This window comes from Streptomyces sp. NPDC026522, from assembly GCF_055567555.1.
The window spans coordinates 29,802-53,205 of the sequence record NZ_JBVHQF010000014.1 but is presented as its reverse complement, the minus strand read 5'-3'; the positions used below and the strand labels follow the sequence as shown (position 1 = coordinate 53,205).

Genomic DNA, 23,404 nt, shown 5'->3' with positions numbered 1-23,404 from the left:
CGATGAGCCAGGCGGCACAGAACCTGAACTGGTTGATCACCAACTTCGTGGACAACACCCCCGGGGTGTCCCACACGGTGGTGGTCTCCGCCGACGGCCTTCTTCTGGCGATGTCCGACGGATTCCCGCGCGACCGCGCCGATCAGCTGGCGGCCGTGGCCTCCGGACTGACCTCGCTGACCGCCGGAGCCTCCCGCATCTTCGAGGGCGGCGCCGTCAACCAGACCGTGGTGGAGATGGACCGGGGATTCCTGTTCCTCATGTCCGTCTCCGACGGTTCCTCGCTCGCGGTGCTCGCGCACCCCGAGTGCGACATCGGCCTCGTGGGCTACGAGATGGCCCTCCTCGTGGACCGAGCCGGCAGTGTCCTCACCCCGGAACTGCGTTCGGAGCTGCAGGGAAGTCTTCTCAACTAGCAAACAGGCAGTGCGTTTCGCGTCATCGCACCATAGGGTGCGGTGGCGCGGTTCTACAGGGAGTACTGCGTTCTTGGAGCAGGAGGAGGAAACGTGACAACACCCGGAGGACATCCTTATGGCGGCGCGCAGCAGCCGCAGGGTGGGCACGACCAGAACCGCTTCAACTTTCCCTCCGCTCCCAGCCGGCCGGTGCCGGAGCAGGACCCGTACCAGCAGCAGTACGGTCAGCCCCAGTACGGTCAGCCCCAGCAGCCGCAGCAGCCGCAGGCGCCACACCGGCTCCCGCAGCAGCCGCCGCGGGCCTCGCGTCCGCAGGCGCCCAAGGCGCACAACCCGCTGGTGCGTCCGTACGCGATGACCGGCGGCCGTACCCGGCCGCGCTACCAGCTCGCCATCGAGGCGCTGGTCAGTACCACGGCGGATCCCGCCCGGCTGCAAGGGCAGTTGCCCGAGCACCAGCGCATCTGCCGTCTGTGCCAAGAGATCAAATCCGTCGCGGAGATCTCGGCACTCCTCTCCATTCCTCTTGGTGTCGCCCGCATCCTCGTCGCCGACCTGGCGGAGGCGGGCCTTGTCGCCATTCATCAGCCCGGCGGCGACGAGTCTGCCGGCGGCCAGCCAGATGTGACACTGCTCGAAAGGGTGCTCAGTGGACTTCGCAAGCTCTAACGGCGGAGCGGCTCGCTCCACCACCTCCGCGAAGATCGTGGTGGCGGGCGGCTTCGGCGTGGGCAAGACCACGTTCGTCGGCGCGGTCTCCGAGATCAATCCGCTGCGTACCGAAGCCGTCATGACCAGCGCTTCCGCCGGTATCGACGACCTCACCCACACCGGGGACAAGACGACCACCACGGTCGCCATGGACTTCGGCCGCATCACCCTGGACCAGGACCTCATCCTGTACCTCTTCGGTACCCCGGGTCAGGACCGCTTCTGGTTCATGTGGGACGACCTCGTGCGCGGCGCCATCGGCGCCGTGGTGCTGGTCGACACGCGCCGTCTCGCCGACTGCTTCCCCGCCGTGGACTACTTCGAGAACAGCGGCCTGCCGTTCGTCATCGCCCTCAACGGCTTCGACGGCCACCAGCCGTACACCCCGGAGGAGGTCCGCGAGGCCCTGCAGATCGGCCCGGACGCCCCCATCATCACCACCGACGCCCGCCACCGCGGGGACGCCAAGAGCGCGCTCATCACCCTGGTCGAGCACGCCCTGATGGCCCGCCTGCGGTAGCGGCCGGCCCGGCCCGCACGAAAGGCCCCCCGCACTCCGAGGAGTGCGGGGGGCCTTTCGCCGTTGTGGCTGCGCCGGAAGCAGCGGCCGGTCAGCCGCGCCAGCTGTGGGCGGAGCGGAAGCCGGGGCTGCGCTCCAGGCGGCGCCAGCGGGCCTGGGAGCCGATGGTGTGCACCGGGGCGGCCGCCGGGGCGGCGGCGCGGGCGAGCAGGATCGCGGTGATCGCGGCCAGCTCCTCGGGCTCGGCGTGGCCCTTCTCGACCTTGAGCAGCGTATCTGCGGTGACGCTCATGGGTGGCAGGTCTCCTTCGCTCTTACTGCGGCGGGTTGCCGTGCTTGCGGGACGGCAGATCGGCGTGCTTGGTGCGGAGCATCGCGAGGGCGCTGATGAGGACTTCGCGGGTCTCCGAGGGGTCGATGACGTCGTCCACGAGGCCGCGTTCGGCCGCGTAGTACGGGTGCATCAGTTCGGCCTTGTACTCCTTGACCATGCGGGCGCGCATGGCCTCGGGGTCCTCGGCGTCCGCGATCTGCTTGCGGAAGATGACGTTGGCCGCGCCCTCGGCGCCCATGACGGCGATCTCGTTGGTGGGCCAGGCGTAGGTGAGGTCGGCGCCGATGGACTGGGAGTCCATGACGATGTACGCGCCGCCGTACGCCTTGCGCAGGATCAGCGAGATCCGCGGCACGGTGGCGTTGCAGTAGGCGTACAGCAGCTTGGCGCCGTGCCGGATGATGCCGCCGTGCTCCTGGTCGACGCCCGGCAGGAAGCCGGGGACGTCGAGCAGGGTGACGATCGGGATGTTGAAGGCGTCGCACATCTGGACGAAGCGGGCCGCCTTCTCGGAGGCCTCGATGTCCAGCACGCCGGCCAGGTGGCCGGGCTGGTTGGCGACGATGCCGACGACCTGGCCGTCCAACCGGGCGAGCGCGCAGATGATGTTGCGGGCCCAGCGCTCGTGGACCTCCAGGACGTCGCCGTCGTCGACGAGCTCCTCGATGACCTTGAGCATGTCGTACGGGCGGTTGCCGTCGGCGGGCACCAGGTCCAGCAGCACGTCGGAGCGGCGGTCCGCCGGGTCCGAGGTCGGGTGCAGCGGCGGGTTCTCCCGGTTGTTGGAGGGCAGCATCGTGATGAGGTAGCGCACCTCGGAGATGCAGGTCTCCTCGTCGTCGTACGCGAAGTGCGCGACGCCGGAGGTCTCCGCGTGCACGTCGGCCCCGCCGAGCCCGTTCTGGGTGATCTCCTCGCCGGTCACCGCGCGGACGACGTCCGGACCGGTGATGAACATCTGCGAGGTCTCGCGGACCATGAACACGAAGTCGGTGAGGGCCGGGGAGTACGCGGCGCCGCCGGCGCAGGGGCCCAGCATGACCGAGATCTGCGGGATGACGCCCGAGGCCTTGGTGTTGCGCTGGAAGATGCCGCCGTAGCCGGCGAGGGCGGAGACGCCCTCCTGGATCCGGGCGCCGGCGCCGTCGTTGAGGGAGACCAGCGGGGCACCGGCCGCGATGGCCATGTCCATGATCTTGTGGATCTTCGTGGCGTGGGCCTCGCCCAGCGCGCCGCCGAAGATGCGGAAGTCGTGGGCGTAGACGAAGACCGTGCGGCCCTCGACCGTGCCCCAGCCGGTGATGACACCGTCGGTGTAGGGCTTCTTGCCCTCCAGGCCGAAGCCGGTGGCCCGGTGCCGGCGCAGCTGCTCGACCTCCTTGAAGGAACCCTCGTCGAGCAGCAGCGCGATGCGCTCGCGCGCGGTGAGCTTGCCCTTGGCGTGCTGCGCCTCGGTCGCCCGGTCACTGGGCCCGCGCCGCGCCTGCTCCCTGAGGGAGTGCAGTTCGGCCACGCGCCCGCGGGCGTCCGTCGGCTCGCTCGGAGTCTGGTCCACAACGGTCATGTACCGACCTTACGAAGTGACGGGGCGAAAACCCTCCGTTGGTTCCGCACAGTCTCCGAACCGATCCGCTGTGTGGCCCGGACAGAACCGCTCCGGGAGGCGCTGACTCCACCAGCCAGGACGGCCGACCGTTGTGGAGATCCTATAAATCACCCTTCCAGAGGCAGGGAAGTTGAACTTTCAACGGAATGGGGCTAGCGTCGTTGTTGTTCAGGCTTGAACAAGGCTTGGCATCGCCGACCGAGGAGTAATCATGGGCATCTTCACCCGCCGCAACAACGACCAGAACCCCGCCACCGCCGACGTCGCCGCGCCCGCCGTGGACCCGGCGCTCGCCGCCCTGACCGGTGACTACGTCATCGACCCGGCGCACAGCAGCATCGGCTTCACCGTCCGGCACGCCATGGTCACCAACGTCCGCGGCGCCTTCACCGAACACGAGGGCACGCTGCACCTCGACGGCGCCGACCCGGCCCGCTCGACGGCCTCCCTCGACGTGAAGACGGCCTCCGTGGACACCGGCATCGCCGACCGCGACGGCCACCTGCGCAGCGCCGACTTCTTCGACGCCGAGACCTTCCCGCTGATGAGCTTCCGCTCCACGGGGGCGGCCGCGCTCGGCGGCGACACCTACCGCATCTCGGGCGACCTCACCATCAAGGACGTCACCCGCCCGCTCTCGATCGACCTGGAGTTCAACGGCTCCGCCACCGACGTCTACGGCAACCAGCGCGTCGGCTTCGAGGGCTCCACCCAGATCCTGCGCTCCGACTGGGGCCTGACCTGGAACGCGGCACTGGAGGCCGGCGGCGTGATGGTCAGCGACAAGGTGAAGCTGACCTTCGACATCTCTGCCATCAAGCAGGCCTGACCCGGAACGACGGAACGCCCGGGGGCGGCTAGAAGCCTCCCCCGCCGTCGAAGCCGCCGCCACCGTCGAAGCCGCCACCGCCGCCGAAGTCCCCGCCGCCGAAGTCGGCGGGGTTGAAGTCGGCCCCCGACACGTCGCCGCCGTCGAACCCGCCGCCCGTGCCGCCGAAGTCCGCGGCGTACGCGGGGCCGGACATCATCGAACCGAGCAGCGTGCCCACGAGCAGACCGGGCAGGATGCCGCCGCCGAAGTACCCGCCGGCCCAGGGGCCGTAGGCCGGACCGGCGTCGTAGTAGGGCCGCGGCCCGTAGTCGGTGTCGACCGTGCGCACCGCCGGGTCCAGGCCGTCGCGCAGCCGCACCGCGTCCGCCGTGCAGACCGGGACCGTACGGGCCGCCCCGCCCGCCGGGGCCCAGGGGGCGTCCTCGGTGCTCGGCCCGTGGCGCGGGTCGAAGAAGCAGGGGGCCCGGCGCTCCGGAACCGGCTCCCCCCGACGGCGCGCGTCCAGGCGGGCCAGGGCGTAGCGCCCGTCCTCCAGCGCCTGGGTGACGCCCTGCACCTCTTCCGGGTACCGGACCCGGGCCATGATCTGCTTGGCCTTCTCGTACGAGTCCAGGGCCTGCCCGTAGTCGGCGCGCATGGCGTCGTCGGCGCCGGGCTCACCGGGCTGGAAGTCCAGCCGGTCGAGTTCTTCGCCGAAGGCGGTGATGTCCTCGTCCACGACCACGCCGAGCCGGGCGATCGCGTCGCGCCGCGCCTCTTCCTTCCGCTTCCGGTTGCGCCGGACCAGCGCGTAGGCGCCACCGCCGCCGAGCACCGCGACCGCGCCGAGCGTCACCAGGCCGCCGACCGGGCTGCCGGTGTTGTCCGCGGCGGCGCCGCCCCAGGAGGCCGGGGCGTGGCCCTTGGCCTGGGTGAGGGCCTGGTCGACGAAGTTGTTCAGCTCGGTGGCCGCGTCCACCGGCCCGCCCGCCTTCACCGCGTCGGTGAGGTTGCGTACGGCGACCCGCGGCATGACGGAGGCGTCGGCCCCGGCGTCGAAGGCGGTGCCGAGGCGGATCGCGTACAGCCCCGTGATGCCCGTCTGGGCCCGGACGGCGCTCAGCAGCCCCTTGGGCGGGAACTCGTCCGTGGCCGGGAGCACCGCCACGAAGACCGGCTTGCCGGCCTTCTCGATCTTCTGGGCCAGTGCGTCGGCCTGCGCCGGGGACAGCTGCGCCGCGGCGCGCGGGTCGACGTAGACCGGGCCCTGCTTGAGCGCCTGCGCGACGGCTGCGGTTCCCGTGGCGGCGGACGCCTGCGGAACGCCCACGAAGGCGAACGCGAAGAGCCCCAGCAGCAGGCCGGACAGCACGGACATAAGCCTGGTCCTCATGCCTACGACGCTACCCGAACCGCCCCTCTCCCGGGTGAACGGGACATAAGCGCGGCCCGGTCCCGCCGGGGCCCGCGCCGCTACTCGGCCGGTTCGACGCCCGCGTGCAGCAGTCCGAAGGTGAAGGCGTCCTCCAGTGCCTGCCAGGAAGCCGCGATCACGTTCTCGGCGACGCCGACCGTGGACCACTCGCGGGCGCCGTCCGTCGTGGAGATCAGCACCCGGGTCGTGGACTCCGTGCCGTGCTTGCCCTCCAGGATGCGGACCTTGTAGTCCACCAGCTCGAATTTGGCCAGCTGCGGGTAGAACCGCTCCAGGGCCACCCGCAGCGCGCGGTCCAGCGCGTTGACGGGGCCGTTGCCCTCGGCCGTCGCCACGATCCGCTCGCCCTTGGCCCACAGCTTGACCGTGGCCTCGTTGGCGTGGGTGCCGTCCGGGCGGTCCTCGACGATCGCCCGCCAGGACTCGACCCGGAAGTACTTGCGGGCCCGGCCCTCGGCCTCGGCGCGCAGCAGCAGTTCGAAGGAGGCGTCGGCGGCCTCGTACGTGTAACCCCGCAGCTCGCGTTCCTTGACCCGCTCGACGACCCGGGAGATCAGCGCGCGGTCGCCGCCGAGGTCGACGCCGAGTTCCTTGCCCTTGAGCTCGATGGAGGCCCGGCCGGCCATGTCGGAGACCAGCATCCGCATGGTGTTGCCGACGCGCTCGGGGTCGATGTGCTGGTAGAGGTCCGGGTCGACCTTGATCGCGGAGGCGTGCAGGCCCGCCTTGTGCGCGAAGGCGGAGACACCCACGTACGGCTGGTGCGTGGACGGCGTGAGGTTGACGACCTCGGCGATGGCGTGCGAGATCCGGGTCATCTCGGCGAGCGCGCCCTCGGGCAGCACCCGGCGCCCGTACTTGATCTCCAGCGCGGCGACGACGGGGAACAGGTTGGCGTTGCCGACGCGTTCGCCGTAACCGTTGGCGGTGCACTGGACGTGGGTGGCGCCCGCGTCGACGGCGGCCAGCGTGTTGGCCACGGCGCAACCGGTGTCGTCCTGGGCGTGGATGCCGAGGCGGGCTCCGGTGTCGGCGAGGACGGTGGCGACGGTGGCGCTGATCTGGGCGGGGAGCATGCCGCCGTTGGTGTCGCAGAGGACGACGACGTCGGCGCCCGCCTCGTAGGCGGTGCGTACGACGGACTTCGCGTACTCCGCGTTGGCCCGGTAGCCGTCGAAGAAGTGCTCGCAGTCGACGAACACCCGGCGGCCCTGCGCCACCAGGTGGGAGACGGTGTCGCGGACCATCTCAAGGTTCTCGTCCAAGGTGGTGCGCAGCGCGAGTTCGACGTGCCGGTCGTGGGACTTCGCGACCAGGGTGATCACGGGTGCGCCGGACTCCAGCAGGGCGCGGACCTGTGGGTCCGCGGCGGCGGAGCCGCCGGCCCGGCGGGTGGCGCCGAAGGCGACGAGCTGCGCGTGCTTGAAGTCGATCTCGGCGCGGGCGCGGGCGAAGAACTCGGTGTCGCGCGGGTTGGCGCCGGGCCAGCCGCCCTCGATGAACCCCACGCCGAAGTCGTCCAAGTGCCGGGCGATCGTCAGCTTGTCCGCGACCGTGAGGTTGATGCCCTCGCGCTGGGCGCCGTCGCGCAGGGTGGTGTCGAAGACGTGGAAGCCGTCGTCAGGGCCTGCGTGCGGCTCCGTCGCCTCTGTCGTCGTCATGCTGGTCAGACTCCTGTCGGATGAGTGGTTCCGGAGACCGGGGATCCACTGCCCCCATCATCGCGCGCTGCCGGGCCCCGGCAGGAATGGGCCGGGAAACGAAAAGACCCCTCGCGGGTGCGAGAGGTCTGCGCGCGGGTCTGGGGCACGGTGGCCGCTTTCCCCTGGTTGTTCCAGGGCTCAGCGGTCACTGCGGACCGGCGCGCTGCTGTCCATAATCATGAGCTGAGCAGGCACGTCCGCAGTGTGTCACACGGGTCCGCGCGCGCGGACCGACGTCTCACTATGCGAGCGGCGGCCGCCGGGATCAGCCCGGCGGCGCCACCAGCGTCCCGTCCACGAATTCCCGCACGTGGCCGAGGATGTCGTCCCGCCCTATTCCGGGCAGGCCGACGGCGACCTGGATGCTGAACCCGTCGAGCAGGGCGCGCAGCCGGGCCGCGAAGCGGTCGGCGTCCACCGGCCGGAACTCCCCGCGCGAGATGCCCTCTGCGAGCAGGGCCACCAGGTCGCGGTGCCAGGCTCCCTCGATGGCGGCCTGCCGGTCGCGTTCCGCGGGGCCGGCGTTCTGCGAACGGTTCCAGACCTCCAGCCAGAGGGTCCAGTGCGGGTCGCGGGCGCCGTCGGGGACGTAGAGGTCCACGTAGGCGGCCAGCCGTTCGCGCGCCGTGCCGCTGCGGGAGAGCAGGGCCCGCCGCTCGGTGCCGAGCGCGGCCTCGCTCCACTCCAGCGTCCGCAGCAGCAGTTCGTCCTTGCTGCCGAAGTAGTAGAGGAGGTGGCCGCTGCTCATGCCGACCTGGCGGCCCAGGCCGGCCATGGTCAGGCCGTCGAGGCCGCGTTCGGCGATCGTGGCCATGGCGGCGACGAGTACGTCCTCGCGCGGCGGGGCGTTCTTCCGCGCCGGCCGTACTCCACCCGCCGCCATGGGCCTCTCCTCACATCGGGTCCGTCCGCCTGGATCAGACCTTCGGCTGCTGCTGGGTGATGCAGTGGATACCGCCACCCCCGGCGAAAATCGTACGTGCGTCAACGAGGGTCACGGTCCGCTCCGGGAACAGACCGCGGAAGATTTCCGCCGCCTCCTCGTCCCGCGGGTCGTCGAAGGAGCACAGGACGACGCCGTCGTTGCACAGGTAGTGGTTGATGTACGAGTAGTCGACCCACTCGCCGTCCTCCTCCAGCACGGTCGGCGCCGGGATCTCCACGACCTCCAGCAGCCGGCCCCGGGCGTCGGTGGAGGCCCGCAGGAGGGCGGCGATGGTCTTGCAGCGCTCGTGGTCCGGGTGGGCCGGGTCCGGCTGGCTGTGGACCATGACGACGCCGGGGCGGGCGAAGGCCGCGACGATGTCCACGTGGCCCTGGGTGCCGTAGGTGCCGTAGTCCCCGGCCAGGCCGTACGGCAGCCAGATGGCCTTGGTGGTGCCGAGGTGGGCGTGGATCTCCTCCTCGACCTGCTGGCGGCTCCAGCCGGGGTTGCGGCCCTCGCCGAGCTGCACGGTGTCGGTGAGGAGCACGGTGCCCTCCCCGTCGACGTGGATGGCGCCGCCCTCGTTGACCAGCGGGGTGCTGTACGTCCGGGTGCCGGCCAGGTCCGAGACGTGCCGGGCGATCTTCTCGTCGTGGTCCCAGCGGGCCCACTCCTGGGCGCCCCAGCCGTTGAAGGTCCAGTCGACGGCGGCCAGCTCGCCCGCCTCGTTGGTGACGAAGGTGGGGCCGATGTCGCGCATCCAGGCGTCGTCGAGCTCCCGCTCCACGAGGTCGACCTCCTCGCCCACGATGGCGCGGGCGCTGTCCGCGTCACCGGGCGAGACGACGAGCGTCACCGGCTCGTAGCCGCGCACCGCGCGGGCGACTGCGCCCCACGCCTGACGGGCCTCGGCCAGCTCCTGGTCGTTGGTGAAGGTGGGGTTGGGGCTGGGCCAGGCCATCCAGGTGCGCTCGTGGGGCGTCCACTCGGCGGGCATCCGGAAGCCGTCGGCGGCGGGCTTGGTCATGGAGGGGTCCTTAGAGGCTGTCTGTTACAGGAAGTACAGGCGGTTGAGGGAGACCGAATCGGCCGCTTCGGAGCGCAGCGGGTCCCCGTCGAGGGTGACGAGACCGCTCTGCGCGTCCACGTCGACCGCGCCCACCCGGGAGTTGAGGAGGAGGTCCGCGGGACCGATGCCGCGGGTGCCGCGGACGGCCACCCGGCGCCTGCGCGTGGGCATCTGGTCGGAGCCGAGGGCGGCGGCCGCGGCGGAGACGAACGCGACGGAGATGTCGGCGGCGGTGGCCCCGTAGGCACCGAACTGCGGCCCCAGGACGAGCGGTTCGCAGGTGTCGGTGGCGGCGTTGGGGTCACCGGTGACCCCGTACGCCGGGAAGCCGGACTTCAGCACGAGCTGGGGCTTGGCACCGAAGAACTGCGGGCGCCACAGCACGATGTCGGCGAGCTTGCCGACCTCGATGGAGCCGATCTCGTGGGCCAGGCCGTGGGCGATGGCGGGGTTGATGGTCAGCTTGGCCATGTAGCGCAGGACGCGGGCGTTGTCGTCGCCCTCACCGTCGCCGGCCAGCGGCCCCAGCTCGCCCTTCATCTTGGCGGCCATGGCGAAGGTGCGCCGGATGGTCTCGCCGGCCCGGCCCATGCCCTGGGCGTCGGAGGAGGTGATGCCGATCGCGCCCAGGTCGTGCAGGACGTCTTCGGCGCCCATCGTCCCGGCGCGGATCCGGTCGCGGGCCATGGCCGCGTCGCCCGGGAGGTCCGGCTTGAGGTCGTGGACCGAGACGATCATGCCGTAGTGCTCGGCGACCGCGTCCCGGCCGAAGGGCAGGGTGGGGTTGGTGGAGGAGCCGATGACGTTCGGTACGCCCGCCATCTTCAGCACGTTGGGGACGTGGCCGCCGCCGCAGCCCTCGATGTGGAAGGCGTGGATGGTGCGGCCGTCCAGTACCCGCAGGGTGTCCTCGACGGAGAGGCACTCGTTGAGGCCGTCGCTGTGCAGGGCGACCTGTACGTCGTGTTCCTCGGCCACCCGCAGCGCGGTGTCCAGGGCGCGGGTGTGGGCGCCCATGTCCTCGTGGACCTTGAACCCGCTCGCGCCGCCCTCGGCCAGGGCCTCCACCAGCGGGGCGGCGTCCGAGGAGGAGCCGCGGGCGAGGAAGCCGATGTTCACGGGCCAGGCGTCGAAGGCGTTGAAGGCGTGCTTCAGCGCCCACGGGGAGTTGACGCCCACGCCCCAGACCGGGCCGAACTCCTGGCCGATGACGGTGGTGACACCGGCGGCGAGCGAGGCCTCCATGATGCGCGGGGAGAGCAGGTGGACGTGGGTGTCCACGGCTCCGGCGGTGGCGATGAGGCCCTCGCCGGAGACGATCGAGGTACCGGTGCCGACGACGACGTCCACGCCGTCGAGGGTGTCCGGGTTACCGGCCCGGCCGATCGCGTGGATACGGCCCTCACGGATGCCGACGGAGACCTTGCGGATGCCGAGGACGGCGTCGATGACCAGCACGTTGCTGATCACCACGTCACAGGTCTCGCGGACGGCGGCGGCCTTGAGGTGCAGACCGTCGCGGGCGGTCTTGCCGAAGCCGGCCAGGAACTCGTCGCCCGGCTGCTGCGCGTCGTGCTCGACGCGGACCGTCAGGCCCGAGTCGCCGAGCCGGACCCGGTCCCCGGCCCGGGGGCCGAAGACGGAGGCGTACTCGTGCGGGTCGATGTGCCGGCTCGCGCCCGGCGCGCAGTGGTCGCTGTGTTTGGTCTGCCTGCTCACGCCTGGTCTCCGTCCGTGGCCTCGTCTGTGGGGGCGTCCGCGGGCCCGTCGTGAGGGCTGCCGGTGCCCAGGTAGCCGCACGCGGCCGCGCGGCGCAGGGCCTCCTCCTTGGCGCCGGGAGCGTCCAGCGGCCCGTCGACCAGCCCGGCGAAGCCGATGGCCACGCGCGCGCCGCCGATCGGGACCAGCCCGACCTCGGCCTCGCCGTGCGGGTCGAACCGTACGGAGGAGCCGGCGAGCACGCACAGCCGCATCCCGTAGGCCGCGGCGCGGTCGAAGTCCAGGCGCGGGTTCGCCTCGAAGAAGTGGAAGTGGGAGGTGACGCTCACCGGTACGGAGGCGGTGTTGCGCACCCGCAGGTGCAGGACCGGCTCCGGCTGGGGCGCGCCCGGGCCGGGCACCACCGCGCCGGGCGCGTCGTCGCCCAGGCCCGCGGCGCCCCGGATCGGCGAGGACACCACCGCGAGGCGGGATCCGTCGTCGAAGACGGCCTCGACGTGCACCTCGGTGACCACGTCGGACACGCCGGGCAGCACGTCGTCGGGGCCCAGCACGCTGCTGGCCTCCTCGATGGCCTCGGCGAGCCGCTTGCCGTCGCGGGCCGCCTCGCAGACCGTGTCCGCGATGAGCGCGGTGGCCTCCGGGACGTTGAGCTTGAGGCCCCGGGCCCGCCGGGCCCTGGCCAGTTCCGCGGCGCCGCGCAGCAGCAGCCGGTCGCGCTCCGTAGGGGTCAGCCGCACGCCGATCCACCACCTTTTGGTTCGATGGGTTAGAGCATCACTCTAACTCTTCATTTCTCCGCAATGAAGCATTGACCTGAGACCTGGGCTTAGGTCACATTGAATGTCGCTCAAACGAAGCGCACTCACCCCCGCCCTGCCAAGGGAGCTCCCCCATGCCCATCGAACAGCGCGGAGTCGACACGATCCCGGAGGAGGAGCGGACGAGCGGTCCCCGTGACCTGATATCGATCCTGCTCGGCTCCAACCTCTGCCTCGGCGTGATCGTGTTCGGCTGGCTGCCCCCGTCCTTCGGACTGGGCCTGTGGCCCTCACTGACGGCCATCGTGACCGGCACGCTCGTCGGCATCGCCTTCACCGCGCCACTGGCGCTGGTCTCCCTGCGGACGGCCACCAACCTGTCGACCTCCAGCGGCGCCCAGTTCGGCGTCCGGGGACGGCTCGTCGGCTCCGTCGTGGGCCTGCTCCTCGCGCTCGGTTACACCGCCTTGACCCTGTGGATCGGCGGCGACGTGATGGTCGGCACCCTGGCACGGCTCGTGGGCCTGCCGGACACCGGCGCCACCCACGCGGTGATGTACGGCGTACTGGCCGCCTTCACCGTCGTGGGAGCCGTGTTCGGCTACCGGCTGCTGCTGCGCATGAGCAAGGTGCTCTCCATCGGCATGGTGATCCTGCTGGCCATCGGCATCTACGCCTACGCGCCCGGCTTCACCACCGCCGCGCCGCCGGAGACCTCCTACCTGCTCGGCTCGTTCTGGCCGACCTGGCTGCTGGCCGCCGTCGCGGCCGGTCTGAGCGGTCCCGTCGCGTTCATCACGCTGCTGGGCGACTACACCCGCTACATCTCCCCGACCCGGCACAGCTCCCGCAAGGTCTTCTGGGGCACCTGTCTGGGGCTGGCGATCGGGCTCCTGATCCCGCAGCTGTTCGGCACGTACACCGCGCTCGCCGCCAAGGCCGGCGCCGACTACGCCGGGCCGCTCGTCGAGGCCGCGCCCTTCTGGTACCTCGTACCGCTGCTCGCGGCGGCCGCGGCCGGTTCGGTGGGCAACGCCGGGCTGATGCTCTACTCCATGGGCCTCGACCTGGACGCGATCGTCCCGAAGGCCACCCGCACCAAGGCCACCGTGATCGCCGCCGCCGTCGCCACCACGTTCGTCTTCTTCGGCTCCTTCGAGTGGGACGTCCAGTCCGCGATGACATCGTTCGTCCTGCTGCTGACCGCGATCGGCACCCCGTGGGCCGTCATCACCCTCATCGGCTACGTCCGCTGCCGCGGGCAGTACGACGCCGACGCGCTCCAGGTCTTCAACCGCCGCTCGGTGGGCGGGATCTACTGGTACCGCGCGGGCTGGAACGTCCAGGCCACCGCCGCCTGGGCGATCGGCGCGGGCGTCGGCCTGCTCGCCGTGACCACCCCGTTCTACGAGGGCCCGCTGCTGGCCCTGACCCGCGGGGTGGACTGCTCCTTCGTCCTCTCCGGCCTGGCCGGCGGGCTCGCCTACACGGCCCTGACCGCCCTGACCGGCCGCTCGGCCCCCGCCCCGGCGGCCGAGAACCCCGCCGAGGAGCCCGTGGCGGCGTAAGGCCCCCCGCGCCGCGCACACGAAAGGCCCGCCCCGGAAGGGGCGGGCCTTCGCGCGTACACGCCCTAGCCGAGCGGGTGCATCCAGCCGTGGGTGTCGGCGGCGTGGCCGGTCTGGAGGTCCAGCAGCGCCTTGCGGAGCTTCATGGTCACCTCGCCCGGCTCGCCGGTGCCCTGCGTCCAGTTGGCGCGCTCCGACTTGACCGAGCCGACCGGGGTGATGACGGCGGCGGTGCCGCAGGCGAACACCTCGGTCAGGGTGCCGTTCTCGTTGTCGCGCTTCCAGTCCTCGGTGCTGATCCGGCCCTCCTCGGCGGTGTAGCCGAGGTCGCGGGCGATGGTGAGGAGGGAGTCGCGGGTGATGCCCGGGAGGAGCGAACCGGTGAGCTCGGGGGTGACGATGCGCTGCGTGCCGTCCGCTTCGCCGTACACGAAGTACAGGTTCATGCCGCCCATCTCCTCGATCCAGCGGTGCTCGACGGCGTCGAGCCACACCACCTGGTCGCAGCCGTGCGAGGCGGCCTGGGCCTGGGCGACGAGGGAGGCCGCGTAGTTGCCGCCGGTCTTGGCCGCGCCCGTACCGCCCTTGACGGCGCGGACGTACTCCTCCGAGAGCCAGACCGAGACGGGCTTGACGCCACCGGGGAAGTACGCGCCGGCCGGGGAGGCGATGACCATGAACAGGAACTCGTTGGCCGGACGGACACCCAGGCCGACCTCGGACGCGAACATGAACGGACGCAGATACAGCGAGGCCTCGCCCGAGTCCGGCACCCAGGCGCGGTCCTGCGCGATGAGGGCGTCGCAGGCGGCGATGAACAGGTCGGCGGGGAGTTCCGGCATCGCCATGCGGCGCGCGGAGGCCTGGAACCGCTCGGCGTTGGCCTCGGGGCGGAACGTGGCGACCGTGCCATCGGGCTGCTTGTAGGCCTTGAGACCCTCGAAGATGGTCTGCGCGTAGTGCAGGGTCATGTTCGCCGGGTCGATCGACAGCGGCGCGTACGGGACCAGCTCGGCGTCGTGCCAGCCGCGGCCCTCGGTCCACTTGATCGTCACCATGTGATCGGTGAAGTGGCGGCCGAAACCGGGGCTGGCCAGGATCGCCTCGCGCTCCGCGTCGGACAGGGGGTTCGAGGAGGGCTTCAGCTCGATGGTGGGCGTCGTCATGAGTGCTTGTCCTTCACCGTTTGTGTATGGCGGACCGCGCTCACGCGTACTAGGACGTCCGAGCTTCCCCGTATTCCGCGGCCTCGCGTTCGATTATCGCGCGCGCGGTGTCCGCGGAGAAACGGGGTGATGCGGCCCAGGGGAGATGGTGGCACCCGGGGCCGCGCAGGAGAAGCCGCCGGGTGCGGTGATCGCGGCCCGGCGGCTTCCTGGGTGTGGAGCTCTGCCGGGTCAGCCGGCTACGCGCGCGGCGAGGGCGTCGCCGATCGCGTCGGTGGAGCGGAAGATTCCGTCGCGCTCGGCCAGGTCGGCGGAGACCGCTTCCTCGATGCGGACGGCCTGGGCCTCGTAGCCCAGATGGCGCAGCAGGAGGGCGACGGAGAGGATCGTCGCGGTCGGGTCGGCCTTGCCGGTGCCGGCGATGTCCGGGGCCGAGCCGTGGACGGGCTCGAACATGGACGGGAAGGCGCCGGTCGGGTTGATGTTCCCGGAGGCGGCCAGGCCGATGCCGCCGGTGACGGCCGCGGCCAGGTCGGTGAGGATGTCACCGAAGAGGTTGTCCGTGACGATGACGTCGAAGCGCTCGGGCTGCGTGACGAAGAAGATGGTCGCGGCGTCGACGTGCAGGTAGTCGGTGGTGACCTCGGGGTACTCCCGGCCGACCTTGTCGAAGATGTTCTTCCACATGTGGCCCGCGTACACGAGGACGTTGTTCTTGTGGACCAGCGTCAGCTTCTTGCGGGGGCGGGCGTTGGCCCGCTCGTACGCGTCGCGGACGACGCGCTCCACACCGTACGCGGTGTTGATGCTGACCTCGGTGGCCACCTCGGCGGGCGTCCCCGTGCGCAGGCTGCCGCCGTTGCCGGTGTACGGGCCCTCGGTGCCCTCGCGCACGACGACGAAGTCGATCTCCGGACGGCCGGCCAGCGGGGTGGCCGTGTTGGGGAAGAGCTTCGAGGGGCGCAGGTTGATGAAGTGGTCGAAGGCGAAGCGGAGCTTCAGCAGCAGACCGCGCTCCAGGACCCCCGAGGGGACCGAGGGGTCGCCGATGGCGCCCAGCAGGATCGCGTCGTGGTGCTTGAGGGCGTCGAGCTCCGCTTCCGGGAGGGTCTCACCGGTGCGGTGCCAGCGCTGGGCGCCGAGGTCGTATTCCTTGGTCTCCAGCTTCACATCCTGGGGCAGGACCGCGGTAAGGACCTTGAGGCCCTGAGCCACGACTTCCTGGCCGATGCCATCACCGGGGATCACTGCGAGATTGATGCTGGTCGACATGTCGGAACCGTACTCCCTGTCCCAGCCCTCAGACATCTTCCGTCCACCATGTGGACGCGCGGGAACGGGAGACGTCCGGGTTGCGGCCCGGGCGGGGGCTGGGAGCGGGAGCCGACGGCCCGCGATCCGGCTCAGTGGCCGGTCGAGCCGCCGTTGTCGCGGCGGTCCAGCGCCCGCTGGAGGGCGGCGGCGGCGTTCTTGCGGTCGGCGTCGGCGGTGGAGGAGTGGCGGACGCGGCGGACGGCGTTGGTACGGGTCATGGTGATCGACTCCTTGAGATCACGGCGTGGCGGGGCCACGGATGAGGGGTTCCTTCAAGGCGCCGGAAGAGGCGGGGAGCGGTGCGCCGCAGGGGTTGCCTGCCAAAGGGCGCGCGCTCTCGACCGCCATTCGCCGGATCGGCGAGACGTTCGGCTCCTACAAAGCTAGGGCAGGTCCCGCTGCCTGTCTCCGCAATTACTCGGACTTCCTAGTATCTGAGACGGGAATGACCCGGCCGGGGCACCCCCGCCACCCCGAGCCGGTTCCGTTTTCAGCCGTTGTCCGAGCGGAGTTCCCTGATCAGAGCCCGTACGGCGAGGCTGGACGCCGATTCCGGAGTGGTGACGTATCCCACCTGTCTCACCGGCCTCTCCGGGCCCAGGTCGGCGATCTCGACGGTGCCGCCCGCCTCGCGCAGGGACAGCTCGGGCAGGATCGCCATTCCCAGCCCCCGGCCGACCATGGTCAGCACCATGCCGTCGTCCTCCGCCTTGACCGTGGCCCGCGGGATCCACTCCTGCGCCTGCCACCAGGCCCGGGTGTAGGAGCCGCAGTTCTCGTCCCAGTCCAGCAGCGGCAGCGCCCTGGGGTCGGGGTGTCCCACCGGGTGGACCAGTGCGTACGCCTCCTCGGCGATGACCCCGCTCAGCAGGCCGGAGGGCAGCCCCGCCGGGCCGCCGAGGGTGGCGATGCCCAGGTCGGCCCGGCCGGCCAGCACCTCCCCGGCGGTACCGGCGCCGAGCTCGCGCACGACCCGGACCTCCGGGCGCAGCCCCGGGTGGCGGGCGGTGAGGCGCTCCAGGGCGGGCGGCAGCAGGTGCAGGGCCGCGCTGCGGAACGCCGCGATGCGCAGCACGCCCGCCACCGCCTCGGCCGGGGCCCGGGCGGCACCCCGGGCCTCGGCGCCCAGGACCTCGTACAGCCGCAGGATGCGCCGGGCCAGGGCGACGGCCCGCTCGCCCGCCGGGGTGGGTACGGACCCGGCGCGCCCGCGCTCGAAGAGCACCGCGCCGACCTTGGCTTCGCTGCCGCGCACGGAGTGCGAGACGGCGGACTGGCCGATGCCCAGCGCGGCGCCCGCGGCGGAGAAGCCGCCGGTCTCGGCGACGGCCACCAAGATGCGCAGTTCCTGCGGAGCGAGCTCGGCCATGGGGGCTCTCACCTCGTTCTATGAGCGGGATTCATGGGTGTGCGGCTTCCATGAGCCCAACCCCCTGCCCGGGCCCGGGATTCCTTCCTACGGTCACTGCCATGACCACGCAGACCGGCTACGCCGTCCATCAGACCGCCCGCCCCTCCGGCTTCCCCGAAGCCACCGACTTCGCCTACGTGCGCACCCCGGTCCCCGCACCCGCCCCCGGGACCGCCCTGGTCCACAACCTCCTGCTCTCCGTCGACCCGTACCACCGCGGCCTGATGGACGGCGGCGAGGGCGGTTTCGACCTGCACACCCCCCTGGAGGGGCGCGCGGTCGGCCGGGTGATCGCCTCCCGGGACCCCGGGCTGGCCGAGGGCGACCTCGTCTTCCACCGGCAGGGCTGGCGCACCCACGCGCTGGTCACCCTGGGGGTGGACGGCGCCCGCAAGCTGCGCAACCACCCCGGCGTCCCCCTCGACGCGTACCTCTCCATCCTCGGCGGCACCGGCCTGACCGCGTACGCCGCCCTCACCCGGACGGCGGCCCTGCGGGAGGGCGAGGACCTCTTCGTCTCCGCCGCCGCGGGCGGGGTCGGCACGGCGACCGGGCACATCGCCCGCCTGCTGGGCGCCCGCCGGATCATCGGCAGCGCGGGCTCGGCGGCCAAGGTCGCCCACCTGACCGGCGAGCTGGGCTTCGACGCCGCCTTCGACTACCACGACGGGCCGGTCGGCGAGCAGCTGGCCCAGGCCGCGCCGGACGGTATCGACGTGTACGTGGACAACGTCGGCGGCGACCACCTGGAGGGGGCGATCGACGTGCTGCGCGAGTTCGGGCGGATCGCCTGGGTCGGCGCGATCTCGATGTACAACGGCGACCGCTCCCCCGCCGCTCCGCGCAACCTCTTCGAGGTCGTCCACAAGTCACTGCGGCTGGAAGGGGTATTGGTTCGCCATCACACCAATCTCCAGGACGAGCTGGAGGAGTTCGTGGTCCCGCACCTGCGCAGTGGCCGGATAGGTACGGATACCACCGTTGTGCAGGGGTTCGACCACACCGTGGAGGCTTTCCTGGGCATGCTCCGAGGGGAGAACCTGGGCAAGATGCTCGTTCGCGTCGACGGCTGAATCCGGCCACCCGGAAGTTCACCGACTACTTACCGCACGGATGTAGACCTTTGGCCCGGCGCCCGCCACTCTTTCGGACGATGTGCCAGCGGGGCACCCGAGTTGGAGGCGAGTAGCCAGTGACACCGATCAGCCGCAGAGGTTTCGTGGGTATCGGCGCCGGGCTGGTGGCGGGAGCCGCCCTGCCCGCGGTCACACCGACGGCGGCCGCCGCGGCCGCCGCGACCGGCACGATCGCCGATGTGAAGCACGTGGTCATCCTCATGCAGGAGAACCGCAGCTTCGACCACTACTTCGGCAGACTGAAGGGCGTCCGCGGTTTCGGCGACCGGGCGGCCGGCAACATACCGGGCGGCTGGGGGACCTTCAACCAGCCCAACTGGGGCGGGCGCCAGTACCCCTGGAAACTGAGCGCCACCCCGGCCGCCGGCGGCGTGGACGGCGAGACCCTCGCCCAGTGCAACGGCGACCTCCCGCACAGCTGGTCCTCGCAGCACGCCGCCTGGAACAAGGGCCGGATGGACAACTGGGTCACCGGCGTCGGCAACACCCGCACCCTCGGTCACCTCGACCGGGGGGACATCCCGTTCCACTACGGGCTCGCCGACAACTACACGATCTGCGACGCCTACTTCTGCTCCACCCTCAGTGCGACCGGCCCCAACCGCACGTTCCTGTGGAGCGGCAAGGTCGACGCGGGCAGCAAGGACGGCGGCGACGAGTCCGGGCTGACCTGGGAGACGTACGCCGAGGCCCTCCAGCGGGCCGGGATGAGCTGGAAGGTCTACCAGAACGCCCAGGACAACTACGGCGACAACGGCCTGGCCTACTTCAAGAAGTTCACGGACGCGGCCCCCGGAAACCCGCTGTGGGACCGGGGCATGGGCTCCGTCCCCAAGATCACCGGTTCCACCCCGGACGACATCGCGGCGGCGATCCGCGCCGACGTGGTCGCCGGCACCCTCCCCCAGGTGTCCTGGGTCGTGGCCAGCGAGGCCTTCTCGGAACACCCCTACGCCCCGCCCGGCGACGGCGCGCACTTCGTGGACCTGGTCTACCGCGCGCTCGCCGCGAACCCGGAGGTCTTCGACTCCACGGTCCTCTTCCTCAACTACGACGAGAACGACGGGTTCTTCGACCACGTCGCGCCGCCGGTCGCCCCGCCCGGCACGCCCGGCGAGTACATCGACGACACCCCGATCGGCCTCGGCTTCCGCGTGCCGATGATCGTGATGTCCCCGTGGACCCGCGGCGGCTGGGTCAGCTCCGAGGTCTTCGACCACACGTCCGTACTCCGCTTCATGGAGACCTGGACCTCGGCCCTGGGCACCCCGGCCACCTGCCCCAACATCAGCGCGTGGCGCCGCAAGGTGACCGGCGACCTGACCGGCGCCTTCGACTTCGCCCACCCCGTCTACGGAGTCCCCGCCGGGCTCCCCTCGACGGCGAAGGTCATCGGCCAGTCGACCTGCGGCCCGCTGCCCAACCCGGCGCCGCAGGACAACGCCCTGCCGGCGCAGGAAGCCGGGACCCGTCCGGCGCGGGCCCTGCCCTACCAGGTGAACGGCAACCTCGACCGCTTCGAGTTCGGGGCGGCGGGCAAGATCCTGGCCTGGTTCTCGATGACCAACCAGGGCGCGCAGGCGAAGCAGGCCGCGCACTTCTCGATCCACCCGCACCAGTACCGGGACACGGCGGCCTGGCAGTACACCGTCGACGCCGGCTCCACCGCGACGGACTACTTCAACATCGGGCTGGGCAGCGGCTCCGGCAAGTACGACATCTCGATGTACGGCCCCAACCGCTTCCTGCGGCGCTTCATCGGCGACGCGTCGAAGGCCGGGAAGTCGGTCGAGGTCGCGGCCCGCTATGCGGTGGAGCCGGGCACGGGCAAGACTGCGCTCTACCTCAAGATGACCAACGCCTCGGCCGCGCCGGTCACCTTCACCATCCGCTCGAACGCCTACCGCACGGACGGGCCGTGGACGTACACCGTCCCGGCGAACTCCTCCAGCGAGGACTACTTCAACGCGGTCGCCTACAGCAACGGCTGGTACGACTTCACGATCCTGGCGGACTGCGACGGCACTTGGTCGCGCCGCTACACCGGCCACATCGAGACGGGCGCGCCGAGCATCTCGGGCTCGTAGTCACGTCGAAGTCGAGCCGCCGGCGGGGTCCACCCGGTCCCCGCCGGGCAGCTCGGCGGTGTGCGCGACGCGTCCGGCCGTCCGGCGACGCCACCGAGGCGCCGGGCGCCGGGAAAGGCCGGAAACGCGCGGCGGTCGCGGAATCCGGACGGCCGGACGGACGATCGGCGCTCCCCGGCGTGGCGCCCGGCGAGCGCCGTCCGCGCGACGCGGCGCCGGCCGGGCGGCGCAGGTGGTCCAGCGCGCGCTCCGCCGCTGCGGCGCAGGTCGGCACCGCGGGCGCGGTCCGGGCGCGCCCAGTGGTCCAGCCCGGTGGGAGGCCCGGCGGCGGACGGCGGCGCCCACCACCGGCAGCCCCAGGCCGCTCAGGGGGCGTCCGTCGGAACAACCGCCCCAGCGCGGGAATCGACCGGCGCCCGCCATGCCCATACCGACCCGGTCCGGTACACATCGGACCGGGCGGTGGTGCCCGAACCCTGGCGGCGACGGGTCCCCCGCGTGAAGATCTGCGCATGTCGCCTGAGACCCAGCACTGGACCCCCACCCACGGCCAGCCCTACCGGCCCGTCGCCTACCGCCCGGCGCGCATGCCCAGCCAGGAATCCCTCGCGCGCGCGGCGGAGTTGCGGGCGCGGATGGACCAGCGGCGGACCGTCCGCCACTTCTCCACCGACCCGGTGCCCGACCAGGTCGTCCGGGACGCCATCGCCTGCGCGGCCACCGCCCCCTCCGGCGCGCACCAGCAGCCGTGGACGTTCGTCCTGGTCAAAGACCCGGGCATCCGACAGCAGATCCGCGCCGCGGCGGAGCAGGAGGAGCAGATCTCCTACGACGGCCGGCTCGGCGACGAGTGGCTGGCCGCGCTGCGCCCGATCGGCACGGACGCCGTCAAGACCCACCTGACCGACGCGCCCGCCCTGATCGTGGTCTTCCAGCAGCGCTACTGGCTCGGCCCGAACGGCATCAAGCGCAAGCACTACTACGTCGACGAGTCGGTGGGCATCGCGGTCGGCATGCTGCTGTCCGCCCTCCACCTCAGCGGCCTGGCCGCGCTCGTCCACACGCCGAGCCCGATGCGCTTCCTGGGACACGTCCTGAACCGCCCGGAGAACGAGAAGGCGTTCGCCGTCATCCCGGTCGGCTACCCCGCTGACGACTGCGAGGTCCCGGACCTGGTCCGCAAGTCCCTGGAGCAGGTCCTGGTCGAGATCTGACCGCCCTCAGGGAGCGGCGTCGTGGATGCGGCCGAGGAGGGCCATCAGCGTGCGCCGCTCCGCCGGTTCCAGCGGGGCGAGGAACTCCGCGTTCGCCGCCTGCGCGAGGGCTCCGCAGCGGGCCAGGGTGTCCGCGCCGGCCGGAGTGAGGCTGATGGCGTTCTTGCGGCGGTCGGCCGGGTCCGGGGCGCGCAGGACGAGGCCGGCGTCCTGGAGCTGATTCAGCAGGCCGACCAGGTCCTTGGGGTCGACGGCCAGCTGCCGGCCCAGATCGGCCTGGGCGAGGGGGCCGTACTCGTCGGTCGCCGCGAGCACCGCGTGGTGCGCGGGCTTGAGCCCCTCCGCGGCGAGCGCGTCGGCGACCAGCGCGCGCCCGCGGGCCGCCACCCGGCCGACGAGCCAGCTCGGCAGGGTCTGGATGTGGGCGAGCGCTGAGGTCATGGGCCCAGCCTATCGGAAAACCGTTGGACATCCCCACGATCTCGATTATCGTTGGGGAACCCAATGAATTCGACCGAGGAGGCCCCTTGCGACGTGTCCGGTACCAGCTCAACGGCGGTCCCGACGTGCTGTTCGTCGAGGAGGCACGGGTTCCGCGCCCGGCGGCCGGCGAGCTGCTGGTGCGCGTGGAGGCGATCGGCGTCACGCTGCCCACCGTCCGCAAGGTGCGCGAGAACAGCGAGCCGATGCCGCTGGGCGGAGAGGTCGCCGGCACCGTGGCGGCGCTCGGCGCCGGCGTGACCGGCTTCGCGGTCGGCGACCGCGTCACCGGGCTCTGCTTCGCCGAGGCCTACGCCGAGTTCGCCGTCGTGGCCGGCGCCCTGGCCTCCCGCGTCCCCGACGGTGCGAGCGCCGTCGAGGCGATCGCCCTCGTGCGCAGCGGCCTGGTGGCGCGCGGCGCGTACGAGGCCGCGCGCCCGGAGCCCGGCGAATCGGTCCTGGTGACCGCGGCGGCCGGCGCCGTGGGCAGCCTCGCGCTCCAGTACGCCAGGGCCGGTGGTGCCGGCCGCTTGGTGGCCGCCGTCAGCGACCCCGGCAAGGCGGACTTCGTCCGCGCCCTCGGCGCCGACGATGTCGTCCTGTACGGCGACGAGACCTGGGGAGACCCGTACGACATCGTCCTCGACGGCGTCGGGGGCGACCTGCTCACCCCCGCCGTACGCGCCCTCGCGCCCGGCGGCCGTCTGGTGGCCTTCGGCTCCGGGGGCGGCACGGTGGAGGCGTACGAGCTGTTGGTGCGCGGCGCGTCGGTGATCGGCTTCCAGATGCGGACCATCGCCTTCGGCAAACCCGCGCTGTACGCCCGCTGGCTGCGCGAGGTGTGGCAGATGCGGGACGCGGGCACCCTGCGCGCCCGCGTCCACGAGGAGATCCCGCTGGCCGAGGCGGCCCGCGCGCACACCGTGATCGAGCAGCGCCGCAACCTCGGCAAGGTGGTGCTGGTGCCGTGAAATGGAGACCGCCCCCGCTCCGGGCTTGGGGGTACCGGAACGGG

Annotated in this window: 22 protein-coding genes; 9 read left to right on the top strand and 13 right to left on the bottom strand. The window is 71.7% G+C overall.

The genetic code is table 11. The features are described from left to right. The first annotated feature begins 2 nt into the window (after positions 1-2). From ACZ4M3_RS30500 to ACZ4M3_RS30490, 3 genes are all read left to right on the top strand, one after another. On the top strand, positions 3-416 hold the full coding sequence (locus ACZ4M3_RS30500) for a roadblock/LC7 domain-containing protein (protein ID WP_008739857.1): 414 nt from the start codon (positions 3-5) through the stop codon (positions 414-416). A gap of 93 nt (positions 417-509) precedes the next feature. After that, the gene (locus ACZ4M3_RS30495) at positions 510-1,088 is read left to right on the top strand and encodes a DUF742 domain-containing protein (RefSeq protein WP_467738085.1); all 579 of its coding nucleotides are present in this window, start codon (positions 510-512) and stop codon (positions 1,086-1,088) included. Then, positions 1,069-1,650, top strand: a complete 582-nt coding sequence (locus ACZ4M3_RS30490) for a GTP-binding protein (RefSeq protein ID WP_079429940.1) — start codon at positions 1,069-1,071, stop codon at positions 1,648-1,650. Before ACZ4M3_RS30495 ends, ACZ4M3_RS30490 begins: the two co-directional genes overlap by 20 nt. Positions 1,651-1,741: 91 nt before the next feature. Here the strand turns inward: ACZ4M3_RS30490 and ACZ4M3_RS30485 are convergent, their stop codons facing one another. After that, on the bottom strand, positions 1,742-1,942 hold the full coding sequence (locus ACZ4M3_RS30485; protein WP_453357174.1) for an acyl-CoA carboxylase subunit epsilon: 201 nt from the start codon (positions 1,940-1,942) through the stop codon (positions 1,742-1,744). Between the two features lie 22 nt (positions 1,943-1,964). Then, entirely contained in the window at positions 1,965-3,548 is a 1,584-nt protein-coding gene (locus ACZ4M3_RS30480) for an acyl-CoA carboxylase subunit beta (RefSeq protein WP_467738083.1), read from the bottom strand. Between the two features lie 253 nt (positions 3,549-3,801). On the opposite strand from ACZ4M3_RS30480, the gene ACZ4M3_RS30475 reads away from it, so the two are divergent. Continuing rightward, positions 3,802-4,419, top strand: coding sequence for a YceI family protein (locus ACZ4M3_RS30475; protein ID WP_467738081.1), 618 nt, complete (start codon positions 3,802-3,804; stop codon positions 4,417-4,419). A gap of 28 nt (positions 4,420-4,447) precedes the next feature. Here ACZ4M3_RS30475 and ACZ4M3_RS30470 read toward each other — a convergent pair whose 3' ends face one another. The 6 genes from ACZ4M3_RS30470 to ureA all read right to left on the bottom strand — a co-directional run bounded on the left by ACZ4M3_RS30470 (position 4,448) and on the right by ureA (position 11,992). Then, positions 4,448-5,794 (bottom strand): hypothetical protein, encoded by a 1,347-nt coding sequence (locus ACZ4M3_RS30470; protein ID WP_467738080.1) that lies wholly within the window; start codon positions 5,792-5,794, stop codon positions 4,448-4,450. Between the two features lie 80 nt (positions 5,795-5,874). Further along, entirely contained in the window at positions 5,875-7,497 is a 1,623-nt protein-coding gene (cimA, locus tag ACZ4M3_RS30465) for a citramalate synthase (RefSeq protein WP_467738078.1), read from the bottom strand. A gap of 307 nt (positions 7,498-7,804) precedes the next feature. Continuing rightward, positions 7,805-8,422: a TetR/AcrR family transcriptional regulator gene (locus ACZ4M3_RS30460; protein ID WP_467738076.1), complete on the bottom strand. Its 618-nt coding sequence runs from the start codon at positions 8,420-8,422 to the stop codon at positions 7,805-7,807. A 34-nt stretch (positions 8,423-8,456) separates the two neighbouring features. Then, a complete protein-coding gene (locus tag ACZ4M3_RS30455; protein ID WP_467738074.1) occupies positions 8,457-9,491 on the bottom strand; it encodes an agmatine deiminase family protein in 1,035 nt (344 codons plus the stop codon). A 24-nt stretch (positions 9,492-9,515) separates the two neighbouring features. Continuing rightward, positions 9,516-11,198, bottom strand: a complete 1,683-nt coding sequence (locus tag ACZ4M3_RS30450) for an urease subunit alpha (RefSeq protein WP_467738320.1) — start codon at positions 11,196-11,198, stop codon at positions 9,516-9,518. Positions 11,199-11,248: 50 nt separating this feature from the next. Next, positions 11,249-11,992: an urease subunit gamma gene (gene ureA, locus ACZ4M3_RS30445; protein ID WP_467738072.1), complete on the bottom strand. Its 744-nt coding sequence runs from the start codon at positions 11,990-11,992 to the stop codon at positions 11,249-11,251. Positions 11,993-12,147: 155 nt separating this feature from the next. On the opposite strand from ureA, the gene ACZ4M3_RS30440 reads away from it, so the two are divergent. After that, complete coding sequence (locus tag ACZ4M3_RS30440; protein WP_467738070.1) at positions 12,148-13,581, top strand: cytosine permease; 1,434 nt, start codon at positions 12,148-12,150, stop codon at positions 13,579-13,581. 65 nt (positions 13,582-13,646) lie between these two features. On the opposite strand, the gene ACZ4M3_RS30435 is transcribed toward ACZ4M3_RS30440, so the two are convergent. The 4 genes from ACZ4M3_RS30435 to ACZ4M3_RS30420 form a co-directional block, all read right to left on the bottom strand. After that, entirely contained in the window at positions 13,647-14,747 is a 1,101-nt protein-coding gene (locus ACZ4M3_RS30435; RefSeq protein WP_467738068.1) for a branched-chain amino acid aminotransferase, read from the bottom strand. 231 nt (positions 14,748-14,978) lie between these two features. Continuing rightward, positions 14,979-16,019, bottom strand: coding sequence for a 3-isopropylmalate dehydrogenase (locus tag ACZ4M3_RS30430; protein WP_467738066.1), 1,041 nt, complete (start codon positions 16,017-16,019; stop codon positions 14,979-14,981). A gap of 131 nt (positions 16,020-16,150) precedes the next feature. Next, complete coding sequence (locus ACZ4M3_RS30425) at positions 16,151-16,279, bottom strand: hypothetical protein (protein ID WP_467738064.1); 129 nt, start codon at positions 16,277-16,279, stop codon at positions 16,151-16,153. 272 nt (positions 16,280-16,551) lie between these two features. Next, positions 16,552-17,430 carry a LysR family transcriptional regulator gene (locus ACZ4M3_RS30420; protein ID WP_467738063.1) on the bottom strand — a complete coding sequence of 293 codons (879 nt, stop codon included), beginning with the start codon at positions 17,428-17,430 and terminating at the stop codon, positions 16,552-16,554. A gap of 101 nt (positions 17,431-17,531) precedes the next feature. Between ACZ4M3_RS30420 and ACZ4M3_RS30415 the strand changes: the two genes are divergently transcribed. The 3 genes from ACZ4M3_RS30415 to ACZ4M3_RS30405 all read left to right on the top strand — a co-directional run bounded on the left by ACZ4M3_RS30415 (position 17,532) and on the right by ACZ4M3_RS30405 (position 21,909). Next, entirely contained in the window at positions 17,532-18,545 is a 1,014-nt protein-coding gene (locus ACZ4M3_RS30415) for an NADP-dependent oxidoreductase (RefSeq protein WP_467738062.1), read from the top strand. A gap of 119 nt (positions 18,546-18,664) precedes the next feature. Next, the gene (locus tag ACZ4M3_RS30410) at positions 18,665-20,695 is read left to right on the top strand and encodes a phosphocholine-specific phospholipase C (protein ID WP_467738061.1); all 2,031 of its coding nucleotides are present in this window, start codon (positions 18,665-18,667) and stop codon (positions 20,693-20,695) included. A 512-nt stretch (positions 20,696-21,207) separates the two neighbouring features. After that, positions 21,208-21,909, top strand: a complete 702-nt coding sequence (locus ACZ4M3_RS30405) for a nitroreductase family protein (RefSeq protein WP_467738060.1) — start codon at positions 21,208-21,210, stop codon at positions 21,907-21,909. A gap of 6 nt (positions 21,910-21,915) precedes the next feature. Here ACZ4M3_RS30405 and ACZ4M3_RS30400 read toward each other — a convergent pair whose 3' ends face one another. Beyond that, the gene (locus ACZ4M3_RS30400; protein WP_467738058.1) at positions 21,916-22,350 is read right to left on the bottom strand and encodes a MarR family winged helix-turn-helix transcriptional regulator; all 435 of its coding nucleotides are present in this window, start codon (positions 22,348-22,350) and stop codon (positions 21,916-21,918) included. A gap of 86 nt (positions 22,351-22,436) precedes the next feature. On the opposite strand from ACZ4M3_RS30400, the gene ACZ4M3_RS30395 reads away from it, so the two are divergent. Further along, the gene (locus ACZ4M3_RS30395; protein ID WP_467738056.1) at positions 22,437-23,360 is read left to right on the top strand and encodes a quinone oxidoreductase family protein; all 924 of its coding nucleotides are present in this window, start codon (positions 22,437-22,439) and stop codon (positions 23,358-23,360) included. Positions 23,361-23,404 lie beyond the last annotated feature (44 nt).

What these genes read in the sequence shown, in the direction of transcription:
- ACZ4M3_RS30500 (WP_008739857.1), top strand. Translation starts at nt 3, where the DNA reads ATGAGCCAGGCGGCACAGAACCTGAACTGGTTGATCACCAACTTCGTG.
- ACZ4M3_RS30485 (WP_453357174.1), bottom strand. Translation starts at nt 1,942, where the DNA reads ATGAGCGTCACCGCAGATACGCTGCTCAAGGTCGAGAAGGGCCACGCC.
- ACZ4M3_RS30480 (WP_467738083.1), bottom strand. Translation starts at nt 3,548, where the DNA reads ATGACCGTTGTGGACCAGACTCCGAGCGAGCCGACGGACGCCCGCGGG.
- ACZ4M3_RS30475 (WP_467738081.1), top strand. Translation starts at nt 3,802, where the DNA reads ATGGGCATCTTCACCCGCCGCAACAACGACCAGAACCCCGCCACCGCC.
- ACZ4M3_RS30470 (WP_467738080.1), bottom strand. Translation starts at nt 5,794, where the DNA reads ATGAGGACCAGGCTTATGTCCGTGCTGTCCGGCCTGCTGCTGGGGCTC.
- cimA (WP_467738078.1), bottom strand. Translation starts at nt 7,497, where the DNA reads ATGACGACGACAGAGGCGACGGAGCCGCACGCAGGCCCTGACGACGGC.
- ACZ4M3_RS30460 (WP_467738076.1), bottom strand. Translation starts at nt 8,422, where the DNA reads ATGGCGGCGGGTGGAGTACGGCCGGCGCGGAAGAACGCCCCGCCGCGC.
- ACZ4M3_RS30455 (WP_467738074.1), bottom strand. Translation starts at nt 9,491, where the DNA reads ATGACCAAGCCCGCCGCCGACGGCTTCCGGATGCCCGCCGAGTGGACG.
- ACZ4M3_RS30440 (WP_467738070.1), top strand. Translation starts at nt 12,148, where the DNA reads ATGCCCATCGAACAGCGCGGAGTCGACACGATCCCGGAGGAGGAGCGG.
- ACZ4M3_RS30435 (WP_467738068.1), bottom strand. Translation starts at nt 14,747, where the DNA reads ATGACGACGCCCACCATCGAGCTGAAGCCCTCCTCGAACCCCCTGTCC.
- ACZ4M3_RS30430 (WP_467738066.1), bottom strand. Translation starts at nt 16,019, where the DNA reads ATGTCGACCAGCATCAATCTCGCAGTGATCCCCGGTGATGGCATCGGC.
- ACZ4M3_RS30425 (WP_467738064.1), bottom strand. Translation starts at nt 16,279, where the DNA reads ATGACCCGTACCAACGCCGTCCGCCGCGTCCGCCACTCCTCCACCGCC.
- ACZ4M3_RS30420 (WP_467738063.1), bottom strand. Translation starts at nt 17,430, where the DNA reads ATGGCCGAGCTCGCTCCGCAGGAACTGCGCATCTTGGTGGCCGTCGCC.
- ACZ4M3_RS30415 (WP_467738062.1), top strand. Translation starts at nt 17,532, where the DNA reads ATGACCACGCAGACCGGCTACGCCGTCCATCAGACCGCCCGCCCCTCC.
- ACZ4M3_RS30405 (WP_467738060.1), top strand. Translation starts at nt 21,208, where the DNA reads ATGTCGCCTGAGACCCAGCACTGGACCCCCACCCACGGCCAGCCCTAC.
- ACZ4M3_RS30400 (WP_467738058.1), bottom strand. Translation starts at nt 22,350, where the DNA reads ATGACCTCAGCGCTCGCCCACATCCAGACCCTGCCGAGCTGGCTCGTC.